At 67.5% G+C, this 16173-nt stretch carries 17 protein-coding genes; 3 read left to right on the top strand and 14 right to left on the bottom strand.

Annotated features, from left to right (window positions below):
* Positions 1 to 227: 227 nt before the first annotated feature.
* Positions 228 to 1262 carry a ribosome small subunit-dependent GTPase A gene (gene rsgA, locus KBW98_RS02575; RefSeq protein ID WP_211518523.1) on the bottom strand — a complete coding sequence of 345 codons (1035 nt, stop codon included), beginning with the start codon at positions 1260 to 1262 and terminating at the stop codon, positions 228 to 230.
* Positions 1263 to 1580: 318 nt separating this feature from the next.
* On the opposite strand from rsgA, the gene KBW98_RS02570 reads away from it, so the two are divergent.
* Together KBW98_RS02570 and KBW98_RS02565 are read left to right on the top strand one after the other, a co-directional pair.
* On the top strand, positions 1581 to 2255 hold the full coding sequence (locus KBW98_RS02570) for an HAD-IA family hydrolase (RefSeq protein WP_373888893.1): 675 nt from the start codon (positions 1581 to 1583) through the stop codon (positions 2253 to 2255).
* Between the two features lie 226 nt (positions 2256 to 2481).
* On the top strand, positions 2482 to 2709 hold the full coding sequence (locus KBW98_RS02565) for a hypothetical protein (protein WP_211518521.1): 228 nt from the start codon (positions 2482 to 2484) through the stop codon (positions 2707 to 2709).
* Here the strand turns inward: KBW98_RS02565 and KBW98_RS02560 are convergent.
* From KBW98_RS02560 to paaA, 13 genes are all read right to left on the bottom strand, one after another.
* Positions 2706 to 3164 carry a cupin domain-containing protein gene (locus tag KBW98_RS02560; RefSeq protein WP_211518520.1) on the bottom strand — a complete coding sequence of 153 codons (459 nt, stop codon included), beginning with the start codon at positions 3162 to 3164 and terminating at the stop codon, positions 2706 to 2708. The genes KBW98_RS02565 and KBW98_RS02560 overlap by 4 nt on opposite strands.
* 27 nt (positions 3165 to 3191) lie before the next feature.
* Positions 3192 to 5243 (bottom strand): phenylacetic acid degradation bifunctional protein PaaZ, encoded by a 2052-nt coding sequence (paaZ, locus tag KBW98_RS02555; RefSeq protein ID WP_211518519.1) that lies wholly within the window; start codon positions 5241 to 5243, stop codon positions 3192 to 3194.
* Between the two features lie 171 nt (positions 5244 to 5414).
* Positions 5415 to 6014: a phenylacetic acid degradation protein PaaY gene (locus tag KBW98_RS02550; RefSeq protein ID WP_211518518.1), complete on the bottom strand. Its 600-nt coding sequence runs from the start codon at positions 6012 to 6014 to the stop codon at positions 5415 to 5417.
* A gap of 1 nt (position 6015) precedes the next feature.
* A complete protein-coding gene (gene pcaF, locus KBW98_RS02545; RefSeq protein ID WP_211518517.1) occupies positions 6016 to 7218 on the bottom strand; it encodes a 3-oxoadipyl-CoA thiolase in 1203 nt (400 codons plus the stop codon).
* A gap of 13 nt (positions 7219 to 7231) precedes the next feature.
* A complete protein-coding gene (gene paaK / locus KBW98_RS02540) occupies positions 7232 to 8545 on the bottom strand; it encodes a phenylacetate--CoA ligase PaaK (protein ID WP_211518516.1) in 1314 nt (437 codons plus the stop codon).
* A 28-nt stretch (positions 8546 to 8573) separates the two neighbouring features.
* Entirely contained in the window at positions 8574 to 9020 is a 447-nt protein-coding gene (paaI, locus tag KBW98_RS02535; protein WP_211518515.1) for a hydroxyphenylacetyl-CoA thioesterase PaaI, read from the bottom strand.
* Entirely contained in the window at positions 9013 to 10548 is a 1536-nt protein-coding gene (gene paaH / locus KBW98_RS02530; RefSeq protein ID WP_211518514.1) for a 3-hydroxyacyl-CoA dehydrogenase PaaH, read from the bottom strand. The genes paaI and paaH overlap by 8 nt, the downstream gene beginning before the upstream one ends.
* Before the next feature lie 2 nt (positions 10549 to 10550).
* The gene (paaG, locus tag KBW98_RS02525; RefSeq protein ID WP_211518513.1) at positions 10551 to 11342 is read right to left on the bottom strand and encodes a 2-(1,2-epoxy-1,2-dihydrophenyl)acetyl-CoA isomerase PaaG; all 792 of its coding nucleotides are present in this window, start codon (positions 11340 to 11342) and stop codon (positions 10551 to 10553) included.
* Positions 11343 to 11475: 133 nt separating this feature from the next.
* Positions 11476 to 12552, bottom strand: coding sequence for a 1,2-phenylacetyl-CoA epoxidase subunit PaaE (gene paaE / locus KBW98_RS02520; RefSeq protein WP_211518512.1), 1077 nt, complete (start codon positions 12550 to 12552; stop codon positions 11476 to 11478).
* Between the two features lie 8 nt (positions 12553 to 12560).
* Positions 12561 to 13073, bottom strand: coding sequence for a 1,2-phenylacetyl-CoA epoxidase subunit PaaD (gene paaD, locus KBW98_RS02515; RefSeq protein ID WP_211518511.1), 513 nt, complete (start codon positions 13071 to 13073; stop codon positions 12561 to 12563).
* Complete coding sequence (gene paaC, locus KBW98_RS02510) at positions 13073 to 13825, bottom strand: 1,2-phenylacetyl-CoA epoxidase subunit PaaC (RefSeq protein WP_211518510.1); 753 nt, start codon at positions 13823 to 13825, stop codon at positions 13073 to 13075. Before paaC ends, paaD begins: the two co-directional genes overlap by 1 nt.
* Before the next feature lie 8 nt (positions 13826 to 13833).
* On the bottom strand, positions 13834 to 14118 hold the full coding sequence (paaB, locus tag KBW98_RS02505) for a 1,2-phenylacetyl-CoA epoxidase subunit PaaB (protein WP_078033736.1): 285 nt from the start codon (positions 14116 to 14118) through the stop codon (positions 13834 to 13836).
* A gap of 24 nt (positions 14119 to 14142) precedes the next feature.
* Positions 14143 to 15126 (bottom strand): 1,2-phenylacetyl-CoA epoxidase subunit PaaA, encoded by a 984-nt coding sequence (paaA, locus tag KBW98_RS02500; RefSeq protein ID WP_211518509.1) that lies wholly within the window; start codon positions 15124 to 15126, stop codon positions 14143 to 14145.
* A gap of 93 nt (positions 15127 to 15219) precedes the next feature.
* Between paaA and paaX the strand changes: the two genes are divergently transcribed.
* Positions 15220 to 16149, top strand: a complete 930-nt coding sequence (paaX, locus tag KBW98_RS02495; RefSeq protein WP_211518508.1) for a phenylacetic acid degradation operon negative regulatory protein PaaX — start codon at positions 15220 to 15222, stop codon at positions 16147 to 16149.
* Positions 16150 to 16173: the final 24 nt, after the last annotated feature.

The raw sequence follows: 16173 nt of genomic DNA, 5'->3' as shown, positions 1-16173 counted from the left end.
CCCCCCCCCCGCGGGGGCCCCCCCCCCCCCCCCGGGCGGGGCGGGGGGGGGGGGGGGGGGGGGGCGCCCCCCCCCCCCCCCCTCGCCCCCCCCCCCCCCCCCCCCCCCCGGCCCCCGGGGGGGCCCCCCCCCCCCCCCCCCCCCCCCCGGGGGCCGGGCCCCCCCCCCCCCCCCCCCCCCCCCCCCCGGGGGGGCCGGGGGGGGGGGCCCCCCCCCCCACCCTACGCTTAGCCGCCCCGCTTCTCCCTGCCGCGCTGGCGCGCCCCCTTCATCAAGGTCTTCCACTTCGCCCGTTCCGCGATCCGATCCAGCGCCGTCTGCTCCGCCCGCCTCACCTCCCTCAGCAGCTTGCGGTAGTTCCGCAAGCGATCCACATCCACCACGCCCCTCACCGCACATCCGGGCTCGCTCTCGTGGCCGCAGTCGCGGAACTGGCAGGCCTGCGCCAGCGCGGCGATGTCGTTGAAGGACAGCTCCAGGTCCTCCTCGTCCGCGTCCGGCTGCCAGGCGCGCAGCCCTGGCGTATCAATGATGCAGGCCCCACCCGGACAGCGGTGCAGCGAACGCGCCGTAGTGGTGTGGCGCCCGCGGTCGTCGCCATGGCGGGTGCCGCCGGTGGCCTGCAGGCTGCCCGTCAGCGCATTGGTCAAGGTCGACTTGCCCACGCCCGAGGATCCCAGCAGCACCAGGGTCTGCCCCGCCCCCATCCAGGGCGCCAGAACGCCGGCGTCGTCCTGTTCGGCGGGATGCAGGGCCAGCGCCGGCACGTCGCCGGGAATACGCTGGCGCAGCTGGGCGATCTTTTCATCGGCATCGCTGCCGATGTCGGACTTGGTCAGGACCATCACCGGCGCCACGCCGCAGGCGCGCACGATGGCGATGTAGCGCTCCATGCGGCGCGGATTGAAGTCATTGTCCAGGCCCATGAGCAGCAGCGCGGTATCGACGTTGCTGGCCAGGACCTGGCGCCCGGACGCGGTGCGCCGCGCCAGCCGGGTGGCGGGTTCCAGGATAAGGTCGATCCAGTAGTCGCCGAGGACCTGCACGGCGAGCACCCAGTCGCCCACGACAGGCGGGCTGGATGCCATGGGCGGCGTGGAGCGCGCCAGGAAGGCCTGGTGGCCGTCGTCCAGCATCAGGCAGTCGCGCTGGACGGAGGTGACGCGCGCGAGGCGTTGCCGCGGCGATGCCGCCGCGAGCTGGGAAGCAAATTGCTGCTTGAAACCGATCCGATGCAGGACCGGGTAGTCGAAGTCGATCATGACGATGTGTTTTCCAATTCGATGAGCGCAACAGGCGTGCGCGAACATCCGCCAATGGCGGAAAGATCGTGAAATGGAGGGTCGGCGCCTTGTAAAAGCGGGCGCCTCAGGCCATCGTCGTGATGGTGATGCGCGTCAGGCGGCCGACCGGAGGGCGGTATCAGGCTGGTTCATGCGGCGACTCCTCGGTCGGTGTTGGAAAGGCTCGTAGTCTGGCACCGACGATAGACCTCGTCAAGCAAACGGATGGCGGACAAGGCGTGGGCGGCTTTTGCGCTATGCTGGACGCTACTCCGACAACCAGCGACGAGAACCACCGTGACCACCATCTCCGCCCTGCCCGAGCGCGATTTCGCCGCCTTCCTGTTCGACATGGACGGCACCATCCTCACTTCGATCAAGGCCGCCGAGCGCGTCTGGAGCGACTGGGCGCGCAGCCATGGCTTGGACGTCGAGGCCTTCCTGCCCACCATCCACGGCAAGCGCACCGAAGACACCATCCGCAACCTGAACCTGCCCGGCGTCGACCCGGCGGCGGAGGCGCGCCGCATCACGCTGGCCGAGATCGACGACGTGGCCGGGATCGAGGCGATCGAAGGCGTGGCGGCCTTCCTGGCCAGCCTGCCGCCGGATCGCTGGGCGATCGTGACCTCGGCCCCGCGCGCACTGGCCGAGGCGCGCATCGTGGCGGCCGGACTGCCGCTGCCGGCTGTGCTGGTGGCGGCCGAAGACGTCCAGCGCGGCAAGCCGGCGCCGGATCCCTTCCTGCTGGGGGCGCAGAAGCTGGGCGTGTTTCCGGAGCATTGCCTGGTGTTCGAGGATACGCTGGCCGGGCTGCAGGCGGCCGAGGCGGCGGGGATGGATAGTATTGTCGTGACGGCGACGCATACGCATGCGCTGCAGACGGAGGCGGTTGACGTGCCGGATTATGCGGAGTTGCTGGTGGTGCGGACGCAGGATGGGTTGTTGAGGTTGCAGCGTAAAGCGGCGTAAGGCTGCTCATAGGCTGGTTGAACTTGGGTCCCCGCCTGCGCGGGGATGACGGTTTGAAGTAGCGGGTGATAGTTAGCGTTTCCTCAAACCACCACCATCAGCACGTCATCCCCGCGCAGGCGGGGACCCAAGTTCGACGGTCACTGGCACTGCCACACAGCAAGCCTTGTCTCACGATACCGAGCCCTCACATAAAGTAGGTCGACGCACTCCACCAGAGACTCCCATGCATCGCTACAGAAACCAAAGCGGCGAATCCGGCGTCACCGCCTACGACCTCGGCAAGGACTCCATCACCATCCAGTTCACCGGCGGCGACCGCTACCTCTACACCGAGCGCAGCGCCGGCGCCGAGAACATCGCCACCATGCGCAAGCTGGCCGAGGACGGACGCGGCCTCTCGACCTTCATCAGCCAGCACATCCGCCAGCGCTACGCGCGCAAGCTGAACTAGCTGCGTGGAGGATACGGCGTGCCGTCGCGATGCTGGAAAGCATCGCCCTCGCAGCGCAGGTCGATGTCGGGATAGGTCGCGACGTCTTCCTTGACGCGCGAGCCCACCACCAGGAACACCCCCGGCCCCCAGCTGCGGTTGACCAGATGGTGGCCGTTAGGCCTGCCGGCAGGAAATGCCGCGCAGTCGCCCGCGCGCATCAAGGTCTCCCCTTCGTCCGTGATCAGCACCAGTTCGCCGGACACCATCATGACGAACTCGTCCTCGTGCGAATGCCAGTGGCGCTGCGACGAGGCCGCGCCGGGCTGCAGCTCGACCAGGTTGACGCCGAACTGGCTCAGGCCGCCGGCATCGCCCAGGGCTTGCCGGGTGCGTCCATCCACCGCCTGGGCGAAGGGCTCCGGATAGCCGGTGCCGCTCACCACGGGAATACTGCTCAGGTCGAGTCTCGTCATGGTCTCCCTTTCGCTGGAAATACGGTATCAGCCGCGTTTTTGTACCAGCGTTAGGATATCGTAACTCGCCACCAGTTCGTCATTCTGGTTGGTGACCTGCACGTCCCAGGCCACCACGCCCTGGCCGCGGCCCTGCTCGTCCGTGCGGTTGCGGTCGACCTTGCGCTTGCAGGTGAGGCGCGCGCGGATGGTGTCGCCGATCGCCACCGGCGCCACGAAGCGCAGGTTGTCCAGGCCGTAGTTGGCCAGCACCGGGCCCGGGGCCGGCGACACGAACAGGCCCGCGGCCGCCGACAGCACGAAGTAGCCGTGCGCGATGCGCTTGCCGAACTGGGTGTCCTTGGCCGCGATCTCGTCGAAGTGCATGTAGAAGTAGTCGCCCGAGACGCCGCCGAAGTTGACGATGTCCGCCTCGCTCACGGTGCGGCGGTGGGTCAGCAGCGAGTGGCCAATCTCCAGGTCTTCGAACCAGCGGCGGAATGGATGGACTTCGGTCTCCTTGACCGCGCCGCCGCGCACGTATTCGCCGGTGACGGCGCCCAGCATGGTCGGCGAGCCCTGCACCGCGGCGCGCTGCAGGAAGTGCTTGACGGCGCGGATGCCGCCCAGCTCCTCGCCGCCACCGGCGCGTCCCGGACCGCCGTGCTTGAGTTGCGGCAGCGGCGAGCCATGGCCGGTGCTGTCCACCGAGGCTTCGCGGTCCAGGATCAGGACGCGGCCGTGCGAGGCGGCGGCCACCGGCACCGCGTGGGCGGCGATCGCCGGGTCCTTGGTGGCGAGGGTGGTCACCAGGCTGCCCTTGCCGCGCGCGGCCAGCTCCAGGGCTTCGTCGATGTCCTTGTAGGTCATCAGGGTGCTGACCGGACCGAAGGCCTCGATGTCGTGCACGGCGTCATTGACCAGGGCGTTACGGCACAGCAGCAGGGTCGGCGAGAAGAAGGCGCCGTTCGCGCAGCCCTCGCCCACCGGCGCGAAGCCGTCGCGGGCGCTGAACAGCACCTCATTGCCGCGCGCCAGCATCTCGACCCGCTCCGACACGTCGCGGTGCTGGTCCATCGAAGCCAGCGCGCCCATGCGCACGCCTTCCATCTTAGGGTTGCCGACGGTGATCTTGGCCAGGCGCTCGCGCAGGCGTTCTCCCACGGCCTCGACGTGCTGTTCCGGCACGATGACGCGGCGGATCGCGGTGCACTTCTGGCCGGCCTTACCGGTCATCTCGCGCGCGACTTCCTTCACGAACAGGTCGAATTCCGGATCGTCGGGGCTCACGTCCGGGGCCAGGATGGCGCAGTTGAGCGAGTCGGCTTCGGCGGTGAAGGGCACCGAGTTGCGGATCAGGTTCTGGTTGGCGCGCAGCTTGGCGGCGGTGTCGGCCGAACCGGTGAAGGTGACCGCGTCGAAGCCGCCCAGGCGGTCGAGCAGGTCGCCGGTGGAGCCGATCACCAGCTGCAGCGCGCCTTCCGGCAGCAGGCCGGAGTCCATCATCATCTTGACGGTGGCCTGCGTCAGGTAGCTGGTGGCGGTGGCCGGCTTGACGATGCAGGGCATGGCGGCCAGGAAGCTCGGCGCGAATTTCTCGAGCATGCCCCAGATCGGGAAGTTGAAGGCGTTGATGTGCACGGCGACGCCGCCGCGCGGCACCAGGATGTGGGTGCCGGCGAAGCCGCCGCGCTTGCCCAGCGCCATGGCCGGGCCTTCGTGCAGCACGTTCGAGGACGGCAGTTCGCGCGAGCCCATGCTGGCGTAGGCGAACAGGGTGCCGATGCCGCCTTCGACGTCGACCCAGCTGTCGGGACGGGTGGCGCCGGTCAGGTGCGAGATCTCGTACAGCTCTTCCTTGCGCTCCATCATGTACAGGGCCAGGGCCTTCAGGGCCTGGGCGCGCTTCTGGAAGTCCAGCTGCAACAGCTGCCTGATGCCGGTCTTGCGCGCATAGGTGACCGCTTCCTCGAAGTCGATCTTCTCGGCGTGGGTGTGGTAGATCAGCTGGTTGTCCAGCGCGCTGTGCAGCGGGGTGTGCGCTTCCTGGCCGTGCCAGCGGCCGGCGATCAGGCTTTGCAGGGTGGCGATGTTGCCCATGTTTTTGTCTCCGTTCAGTTATCTCGTCAGCTTGTGACAAGCTTCAATCCGTCGTCCTTTTACCAACGTCGTCCCCGCGAAGGCGGGGATCCAAGTCTTACGCGTACCACTGCACTGCGAACTTGGGTCCCCGCCTTCGCGGGGATGACGGTTTTGGGGCGGGTGGTGCTTTCAGTTTTTGGGTTTATGCAGCGCCCCCGTCCCGAAATCGATGCCTTTGCGGTCCGGCTCCATTTCAGTGAACGCCTCAACCTCACGCATCGTCTCCAGCGACCGCACATTCAGCTCGTGATACTGCCGCGTCCCGAAGCTCTTCCACTTCACGTCCTCGTCCGTCAGCTCACGCATCACCTTGGCCGGCGTCCCCATGACCATCGAACGCGGCGGAATGATCATTCCCGCCTTCACGAAGCTCATCGCCGCCACGATCGATTCCTCGCCGACCACGGCCTTGTCCATCACGACCGCATTCATGCCCACCATCGCGTTGCGCTTGATGCGGCAGCCGTGCAGCACGGCGCCGTGTCCGATGTGCCCGTCCACCTCGACCACCGTATCCTCGCCCGGGAAACCATGCATCACGCAGGTGTCCTGCAAATTCGCGCCCTCTTCCAGGATCAGGCGGCCGAAGTCGCCGCGCATCGAGGCCAGCGGGCCGATGTAGCAGCGCGGGCCGACGATCACGTCGCCGATCAGCACCGCCGACGGGTGCACGTAGGCGGTCGGATGCACGACCGGCCGCACGCCGTTGATCTCGTACACCTTCACCATCTCAGACCCGCTCGACGATCAGCGCGATGCCCTGGCCGACGCCGATGCACATGGTGCACAGCGCGTAGCGGCCGCCCGTTCGGTGCAGCTGGTTCACGGCCGTGGTCACCAGGCGGGCGCCCGAGGCGCCCAGCGGGTGGCCAAGCGCGATCGCGCCGCCGTTCGGGTTGACGTGGGCGGCGTCGTCCGCCAGGCCCAGGTCGCGCGTCACGGCCAGGCCCTGGGCTGCGAAGGCTTCGTTCAGCTCGATCACGTCCATCTGGTCCAGGGTCAGGCCGGTCTGGGCCAGCAGTTTCTTCACGGCCGGCGCGGGGCCGAAGCCCATGATGCGCGGCGCCAGGCCCACGGTGGCCATGCCGACCACGCGTGCGCGTGGGGTCAAGCCGTGGCGGCGGGCGGCGTCGCCGGAGGCCAGCAGCAGCGCGCAGGCGCCGTCGTTCAGGCTCGACGCATTGCCGGCGCTGACGCTGCCGTCCGGCGTGACCACGCCCTTGAGCTTGGCCAGCGCTTCCAGGCTGCTTTCACGGGGCTGCTCGTCGGTGTCGAACACGCGCGATTCGCCTTTCTTTCCGTGCAGGGTTACCGGCACGATCTCGTCCTTGAAGAAGCCTTCGGCCTGGGCGCGCGCCCAGCGCTGCTGGCTGCGCAGCGCGAACGCGTCCTGGTCGGCACGATTGATGTTGAATTCGCGCGCCACATTCTCGGCGGTCTCCGGCATCGAATCGATGCCGTACCTGGCCTTCATCAAGGGATTGACGAAGCGCCAGCCCAGGGTGGTGTCCTCGATTTTCGCGGCGCGCGAGAAGGCGCTGTCGGCCTTGCCCATCACGAAAGGCGCGCGGGTCATGCTTTCCACGCCGCCCGCGATCACCAGCTGGGCCTCGCCGGCCTTGATGGCGCGGGCGGCGGTGCCGACGGCGTCCATGCCCGAACCGCACAGGCGGTTGATGGTGTTGGCCGGCACGTCCTGCGGCAGGCCGGCCAGCAGCGCGGCCATACGGCCCACGTTGCGGTTGTCCTCGCCCGCCTGGTTGGCGCAGCCGTAGAACAGGTCGTCGACGGCGGCCCAGTCCACGTCCTTGTTACGGCTGATGAGCGCGGCGATCGGCAGCGCGCCGAGGTCGTCGGCGCGGACGGTCGAGAGCGAGCCGCCGTAGCGGCCGAAGGGGGTGCGGATCGCGTCGCAGATGAATGCGTCGTTCATGGAATCTCCTGGTTCAGTTTTTCGGGCGTTTGTCGACGACGCGCCTGGCCTTGCCGGTTAGCGTGCGCTCGATGCCTTGCGGCGGCAGCAGGCTCACGCGGGTGCTCACGCCCACATAGGTCTTGATGCAGTGCTGGAGTTCGCGGCACAGCGCGTCCACGGTGTCCTGGGGCAGGCCGCCATCGCGCAGCTCGCCCAGCACTTCCAGCGTATCGAGATGGCCGTCGCGCGCCACCACCAGCTGGTACTGGGGCGCCAGCAGCGGCATCTTCAGGATCAGTTCCTCGATCTGGCTCGGGAACACGTTCACGCCGCGGATGATCAGCATGTCGTCCGAGCGGCCGGTGATGCGGCCCATGCGGCGCATCGAGCGCGAGGTCGGCGGCAACAGGCGGGTCAGGTCGCGGGTGCGGTAGCGGATGATGGGCAAGGCTTCCTTGCTGAGCGAGGTGAACACCAGTTCGCCCTCTTCGCCGTCGGGCAGCACTTCGCCGGTGTCGGGGTCGATGATCTCGGGGTAGAAATGGTCTTCCCAGATCACCGGGCCGTCCTTGCTCTCGATGCATTCGCTTGCCACACCCGGGCCCATCACCTCGGACAGGCCGTAGATGTCGACCGCATCGATGCCGGCGCGCTCTTCGATCTCGCGGCGCATGGCGTCGGTCCAGGGCTCGGCGCCGAAGATGCCGACCTTCAGCGAGGACTGCGCCGGGTCGATCCCCTGGCGCTGGAATTCCTCGATGATGTTCAGCATGTAGGACGGCGTGACCATGATGATCGAGGGCTGGAAGTCGCAAATCAGCTGCACCTGCTTCTCGGTCTGGCCGCCCGACATCGGGACCACGGTGCAGCCCAGGCGCTCGGCGCCGTAGTGGGCGCCCAGGCCGCCGGTGAACAGGCCGTAGCCGTAGGCGATGTGCACCATGTCGCCCGGACGGCCGCCGGCGGCGCGGATCGAACGCGCCACCACGCCGGCCCAGGTGTCGATGTCCTTCTGGGTGTAGCCGACCACGGTCGGCTTGCCGGTCGTGCCCGAGGACGCGTGCACCCGCACGACTTGCTCGCGCGGGACGGCGAACAGGCCGAAGGGGTAGTTGTCGCGCAGGGTCTTCTTCTCGGTGAAGGGAAACTTCGCCAGGTCCGCCAAGGTCTTCAGGTCGCCGGGATGGACGCCGGCCGCGTCGAAGGCGGCGCGGTAATGCGGCACGTTCTCGTACGCGTGCCGGAGCGACCATTGCAGGCGTTCCAGCTGCAGCGCCTGCAGTTCGTCGCGGCTGGCGCGCTCGATCGGCTCCAGTTCGCCTGGCATGGGATTGCGTTGGACCATCTCGACCTCCTCGTACTTTGGACTATCTCTATCGGGTGTTCTCGACGACCTCTGCGACGTGGCCGCTGACGCGGTGCGACTTCCCGCGGAACAGCGCCACCAGGCGCCCTTCCCCGTTGGTCACGGTGACGTCGTAGACGCCGGTCTTGCCCGCAAGCGCCTGCTCCACCGCCTCCGCCACCAGCAAGTCGCCTTCGCGGCCCGGGGACAGGTAATCGATGGTGCAGCCGGCGCCCACGGTATTGAAGTTGTGCGAGTTGCAGGCGAAAGCGAAGGCGCTGTCGGCCAGCATGAAGATGTAGCCGCCGTGGCAGGTTGCGTGCCCGTTGAGCATGTCGGCGCGCACCCGCATCGCCATGCGCGCGTAGCCGGGGCGGATCTCGTCCAGGGTCATGCCCAGGGTGCGGGTGGCCGGATCGCGTTCGTACATGGTCTTGCCGGCCAGTTCGGCCAGCGCCTGCGGATCGCTATGCATGGATGCGCGCTCCCACGGGGTCGGCCGCCAGCTTGCGGCGCAGCAGCGGCGAGACGCGGTAGCGGTCTTCGCCGTACACGGCCGCCAGGTTGGCCAGCGCCGTCACGACCTGCGGCAGGCCGACGGCGTCGGCCCAGGCCAGCGGGCCACGCGGGTAGTTCACCCCTTTTTGCATCGCGGTGTCGACCGCGCGTGCGCTGCACACGCCCTGGTTGACGGCGTCCGCGGCCTCGTTGGCGAGCATCGCCACGGTGCGCATCACGGCCATGCCGGGCACGTCGTCGAGGCTGGTCACGGCGAAGCCGGCGGCCTGGAACAGGCCGACCACGGCGTGGTAGGCGGCATCGCTGCACTGGTCGGCGCGCGCCAGCGCGATGCGCGTGGCCTTGCCGGCGTCGAGCAGGAGATCGAACAGCACGGTGTCGCGGTGGTCGTTGTCGCGGGCGCGCTCGGTGGCGCTGCGGCCGTCGGTCAGGTAGACGGCGGCGCCCTCGCACAGGAAGCCCGGCGCCACGCCGATTTCCTGGCGCGGCAGCGCGAAGCCCGCGCCGGCAACGCGCGCCACCAGCGTTTCGAGCGGACCGGGTTCGCCGCCGATCAGCGCCACCGATTGCGGACGCGGCTGCGGCGCTTCGGTCTGCGCGGCGGGCTTGTCGGCGCCCTCGCCATACTGGTAGAAGCCACGCCCGGTCTTGCGGCCCAGGAAGCCGGCGTTGACCAGTTCCTGCTGCAGGATCGAGGGGGTAAAGCGCGGGTCGCCGAAATAGGCGTCGAAGACCGAATTCGTGACCGAGAAATTGACGTCATGGCCGATCAGGTCCATCAGCTCGAAGGGCCCCATGCGGAAGCCGCCGCATTCGCGCATCACGGCGTCCAGGGTGGCCGGGTCGGCGGCCTGCTCGAGCAGCAGGCGCAGGCCTTCGGCATAGTAGGGACGGGCGACACGGTTGACGATGAATCCCGGCGTGGACTTGGCGTGCACCGGGTTCTTGCCCCAGCCTTCGGCGGTGGCGTAGACGGTATCCGCGACAGCGCGGCTTGTCGCCAGTCCGCTGATCACCTCCACCAGCGCCATCAGCGGCACCGGGTTGAAGAAGTGCATGCCGACCAGGCGCTGCGGACGGCGCAGCGGCGCGGCGATCGCGGTGACCGAGATCGACGAGGTATTGGTGGCCAGGATGCAGTCGTCGCCGACGATGCCTTCCAGTTCGGTGAACAGGGCGCGCTTGGCGTCCAGGTTCTCGACGATGGCCTCGACCACCAGCGCGGCGTCCTTCGCTTCGCCCAGGGTCGCGATGGCTTTCAGGCGCTCGCAGGCCAGGTCGGATTCGACCGCGCCCATGCGGCCCTTCTCGACCAGCTTGGAACAGGCGATGCGGATGCTCTCGATGGCCTGGGCGGCGGCGTCCTGGCGGGTATCGTAGAGCAGGACCTGGTGGCCGGCGATCGCCGCCACCTGGGCGATGCCGGAACCCATGGCGCCGCTGCCGATGACGGCGACCGTGCTGCCTTGCGGGAGTGCGTGCATGCTCATTCTCCCTTGAAGTGGGCCGGGCGCTTGCCGATGAAGGCGGCCACGCCTTCGCGGTAGTCGTGGCTGTAGCCGAGTTCGCGCATCATCTGCGCTTCCAGCTGGAGCTGGTCTTCCAGCGAATTGGCGTAGCTGGCCTGGAAGGCCTTCTTGGTGTAGGCCAGGCCCTTGGTCGGGGCGCTCGCGAAGTGCTCGGCCATGGCCATGGCTTCGTCCATCAGCGCTTCGTCCGGCACGCAGCGCCAGATCAGGCCCCACTGCTCGGCCTTCTCGGCGCTGAGCTTCTCGCCCAGCATGGCCAGGCCGGTGGCGCGCGCCGGGCCGATCAGGCGCGGCAGGTGCCAGGTGCCGCCGGTATCCGGAATCAGGCCCAGCTTGCAGAAGGCTTCGATGAAGCTGGCCGACTTGGCCGCCAGCACGATGTCGCAGGCCAGCGCCAGGTTGGCGCCCGCGCCGGCGGCCACGCCGTTGACGGCGCAGATGACGGGCATCGGCAGGTTTTTCAGGGTCAGGACCAGGGGAGCGTAGAACTTCTCGACCGATTCGCCCAGGTCGACGCTGGGGGCGCCGGGGTCGACGGCGCGGTCGTTCAGGTCCTGGCCGGCGCAGAAACCGCGGCCGGCGCCGGTGAGCACCAGCACGCGGGCGGATTTGTCTTCCTGCAGCCTGGCCAGCGCGTCGCGCACTTCGAGGTGCATGGCCTGGGTGAAGCTGTTCAGGCGGTCCGGGCGGTTCAGGGTCAGGAGGGCGATGCCCTTGTCGATCGTGAACTGGATGGATTCGTAGGTCATGGGTGTCTCCAATCTTATTGTTATCTTCCGATCCGTCACCCCCGCGAAGGCGGGGGCCCAAGTTCGTTGCTATGCCACGAACGTCGACTTAGGTTCCCGCCTTCGCGGGAATGACGGTCTTTGGGCCAGGGGCCTATTCGGCGATGTCGAAGTCGACGACCACCTTGTCGGTGATCGGAAAACTCTGGCAGCTCAGCACGAACCCACGCCTGACTTCGTAGTCCTCCAGCGCGTAGTTCACGTCCATCTCCACCTCGCCATCCAGCACCTTGCAGCGGCAGGTCGAGCACACGCCGCCCTTGCAGGAGTAGCGCATGTCGATGCCCGCGCGCAGGCCGGCGTCGAGAATGGATTCCTTGTCCTTGTCCATGGTGAAGCTGGCGGCGCTGCCGTCCATGATCACGGTGACTTCGGTCAGGTGCTTCGCGCCCGCCTCGATATGGCGCGGCTTGTGTTCGTGCTTGGGGATGCTGGCGGCGAACAGCTCGATGCGGATCTTTTCCTTGGCCAGGCCGGCTTCCTGCAGCGAACGCGAGACGCCGTGCATCATGTCCTCGGGGCCGCAGATGAAGGCGACGTCGATGTCGCGGATGTCGATCCAATGCTTCAGGAACTGGCCGCACTTCTCTTCGGTGATGCGGCCGTTGAACAGCTCGATGTCCTGCTGCTCGCGGCTCATCACGTAGACCAGGCGCAGGCGGTCCATGTACTGGTCCTTCAGGTCGGTCAGCTCGTCGCGGAAGATCACGGTCGACGAGGCGCGGTTGCCGTACACCAGGGTGAAGCGGCTGTGCGGCTCGGCCTGCAGGGTGGTCTTGATGATCGACAGCAGCGGGGTGATGCCGCTGCCGGCCGCGAAGCCCAGGTAGTGGCGCGCGCTCTCGGGCTCGAGGGGCACGTTGAAGTGGCCCATCGGCGGCATCACCTCGAGGGTGGCGCCCGGCTGCAGCTTTTCGTTGGCCCAGTTCGAGAACAGGCCGCCGGCGCAGCGCTTGATCGCCACGCGCAGGGATTGGTCCTGCACCGCCGAGCAGATCGAATAGGAACGGCGCACGTCTTCGCCGTCGATCATGGCGCGCAGGGTCAGGTGCTGGCCCTGCTTGTAGGCGAAGGCGTCCTTCAGCTCGTCCGGCACGTCGAAGGTCACGGCGATGGCGTCGCGCGTCTCGTGCTTCACCTTCGCCACAGTGAGTGGATAGAATTTGCTCATAGTCGGGCCTAATGGCACTTGAAATAGTCAAATGGCTCGCGGCAGTCCAGGCACTTGTACAGCGCCTTGCACGGCGTCGAGCCGAATTCGCTGGTCAACTGGGTATGCGGGGAGCCGCAGTTGGGGCAGTTCACCTGCGGCGCGGCGCGGCGGCGGATGCCGGCGTGCAGGCCGCTGATGTCGATCGCCTGCTGCACCGGGGGCGCAATGCCGTAGCCCTTCAGGGCCGCCTTGCCGGCCTCGCTCATCCAGTCGGTGGTCCAGGCGGGCGACAGGCGGCTGACGATGCGCGGCTTGTCCACGCCATGCGCCTGCAAGGCTTCGCGCACCGAGTCGGCGATCACCTGCATCGCGGGGCAGCCGGAATAGGTGGGCGTGATCGTGACCACGCATTCCCCGTCCTCGAAGGCGACATCGCGCACGATGCCCAGGTCCACCACCGAAATGACCGGGATCTCCGGGTCGGCGACCTCGCCGAGCCAGCTCCAGACCTGTTCGACGGTGGCGTCCAGGGTCGTCATTACCACTGCGCTCCCGGGTAGGCGCGCTGCAGGAACTGCATCTCGGCCAGGATGTAGCCCAGGCGTTCCGTGTGGCGTCCCTGCTTGCCGCCGCGCTGCATGTAGGCGTCCGGCGGCGGCATCTTGAGGGTGGCTTCCTCGAAGACTTCCGCGACGTGGTCGAGGAACATCTTGCGCAGCGCTTCCGCCGGCGGCGCCACGCCCTCTTCCACCATCGCGTTGTCGACGGCGTCGTAGAGGAACATCTCGCCGCTGTACATCCACAGCTCGTCGGCCGCGGCCTGCATCTTCGCGTGGCTGACCTCGGTGCCGTCGCCCAGGCGCACCACCAGGTCGCCGCTGCGGCGCAGGTGGTAGGTCACTTCCTTGAGAGACTTCTCGGCGATCTCCTTGATGCGCAGGTCGCTCGAACGGGTCAGGCCGTCCATCAGGAAGTAGTGCCAGGTATCGAAGAAGAACTGGCGCATCATGGTATCGGCGTAGCTGCCGTTGGGCTGCTCCACCAGGTGGCAGTTGCGGTAGTCGTTGGCGTCGCGCAGGAAGGCCAGGCGGTCTTCGTCGCGGCCCTTGCCTTCGAGCTCGCCGGCGTAGCTCAGCCACATGCGAGTCTGGCCCAGCAGGTCCAGCGCCACGTTCGACAGCGCCATGTCTTCTTCCAGCGCCGGGCCCTTGCCGCACAGCTGGCACAGCTGCTGCGACAGGATCAGGGCATTGTCGCCCTGGCGCAGGAGATACTCGAATTTCGCATCCATGGCTGCGCTCACAGGTTCTTGACTTCTTCCGGCATCGGGAAGAAGGTCGGATGGCGGTAGACCTTGCTGTTGGCCGGTTCGAACAGCGCTTCCTTGTCGGCCGGGCTGCTGGCGACGATGTCGGCGGCGCGGACCACCCAGATCGAGACGCCTTCGTTGCGGCGGGTGTAGACGTCGCGCGCGTTGTTGATCGCCATCTCGGCGTCAGGGGCGTGCAGGCTGCCCACGTGCTTGTGGGCCAGGCCGTGCTGGCTGCGGATGAAGACTTCCCACAGTGGCCATTCTTTGCTCATCTTGTATCTCCGTACGTTTTTGTATTACGCAGCCTTCTTGGCTTTTTTCTCGGCGTGCGCGACCAGGGCGTCGCGGAACCATTCGCCGTCCTCGTAGGCCTTGACGCGGGTGCGCAGGCGCTCGCGGTTGCAGGGGCCGTTGCCCTTCAGGACGTTGTGGAACTCGCTCCAGTCGATCTCGCCGAAGTCGTAGGAGCCGCGCTCCTCGTTCCATTTCAGGTCCGGGTCGGGAATGGTCAGGCCCAGGTACTCGGCCTGCGGCACGGTCTGGTCGACCATGCGCTGGCGCAGCTCGTCGTTCGAGAACAGCTTGATGCGCCAGGCGGTCGACTGGGCGCTGTTGACCGATTCGGCGTCCGAAGGACCGAACATCATCAGCGAAGGCCACCACCAGCGGTTGAGCGCATCCTGGGCCATGGCTTTTTGTTCCGGCGTGCCCTGGGCCAGGCTCATCATGATGTCGTAGCCCTGGCGTGCGTGGAAGGACTCTTCCTTGCAGACGCGGATCATGGCGCGGGCGTAGGGGCCGTAGGAACAGCGGCAGAGCGGAATCTGGTTGATGATCGCCGAGCCGTCCACCAGCCAGCCGATGGCGCCCATGTCGGCCCAGGTCAGGGTCGGGTAGTTGAAGATGCTCGAGTACTTGGCCTTGCCCGAATGCAGGGCCTGCAGCAGCTCGTCGCGCGAGACGCCCAGGGTCTCGGCCGCGCTGTACAGGTAGAGGCCATGGCCCGCCTCGTCCTGGATCTTGGCCAGCAGCACCGACTTGCGCTTGAGTGTGGGCGCACGGGTCACCCAGTTGCCTTCCGGCAGCTGGCCGACGATTTCCGAGTGCGCGTGCTGCGAAATCTGCCGGATCAGCGTCTTGCGGTACGCTTCCGGCATCCAGTCCTTCGCTTCGATCTTGATCCCGGCGTCGATGCGCGCCTGGAATGCCTGCTCTTCGGCGCTCATGTCGTCCGCGGTCTGGACTTTCTTGAGGCCGGTCTCCACCAATTGTGCGTACATGTCTGTCTCCGTTGCAAACCTCTCCAATCCATAATACGATACAAAAAATCTGATGTACACAAAAATTTTGAATCATATTGCGATGACTTATCAATGAAACAGTCCTCCAGCGGCGAGTGGATCGACCACTTTCTTACCCATGAAACGCCGCGCCACAAGTCGCTGGTGATGACCCTGTGCGGCGACACCATCGCGCCGCACGGCGGGGCTTTTTGGCTGGGCAGCATGATCGAGCTGCTCGCGCCCCTGGGCGTCAACGACCGCCTGGTGCGCACCAGCGTGTTCCGCCTGGTGCAGGAAGGCTGGCTGGTGGCCAGCCGCGAGGGGCGGCGCAGCCGCTACACCCTGGAGCCGAAGGCGCTGCCGCGCCTGGCGCGCGCCAACCGCCGCATCTATTCGCCGCCGGGGCTGGACTGGAACGGCCGCTGGACTTTCCTGCTGGCGCCCAGCAACAGCATCGACACCGAGCTGCGCAACCTGCTGCGCAAGGAACTGGAGTGGGAAGGCTACGCCATGCTGGCGACCGGCGTGATGGCCCATCCGGCGCCGGACCGCGACAGCCTGCGCGAGATCCTGGCGCGCTGCGACGCCGAGGGCAAGGTGTTCGCCTGCGAGGCCGACGAGCTGCCGGGCGTGGGCTCGCGCCCCCTGCCCCAGCTGGTGCGCGACGGCTGGGACCTGGCCGGCGTGGTGGATGGATACCGCCGCTTCATCGACAGCTTCGCGCCGCTGCTGGCCCAGCTCGAGGGGCAGCCGGGCGTGGCGCCAAAGGACGCCTTCGCGATCCGCTCGCTGCTGGTGCACGCCTACCGCCGGGTGCAGCTGCACGACCCGATGCTGCCGGTGGCCCTGCTGCCCCAGCCCTGGCCGGGCACCGAAGCCTACGAGCTGGCGCGCCGCATCTACCGCCTGGCCTGGGCGCCGGCCGAGGAACACGTCATGGCGCTGCTGCGCCATGAAGACAAGGCCACGCCGGACGCCGACGCGGACTTCTATCAACGCTTCGGCGGACTACGGGCCTGATCCGCCGCCAAAAGCGGTATCATC

The sequence above is a fragment of the Massilia sp. ST3 genome (genome assembly GCF_018119405.1).
Lineage (GTDB): Bacteria > Pseudomonadota > Gammaproteobacteria > Burkholderiales > Burkholderiaceae_D > Telluria.
The sequence above is the reverse complement of the archived record's forward strand: the minus strand, read 5'-3'. Positions and strand labels throughout refer to the sequence as shown.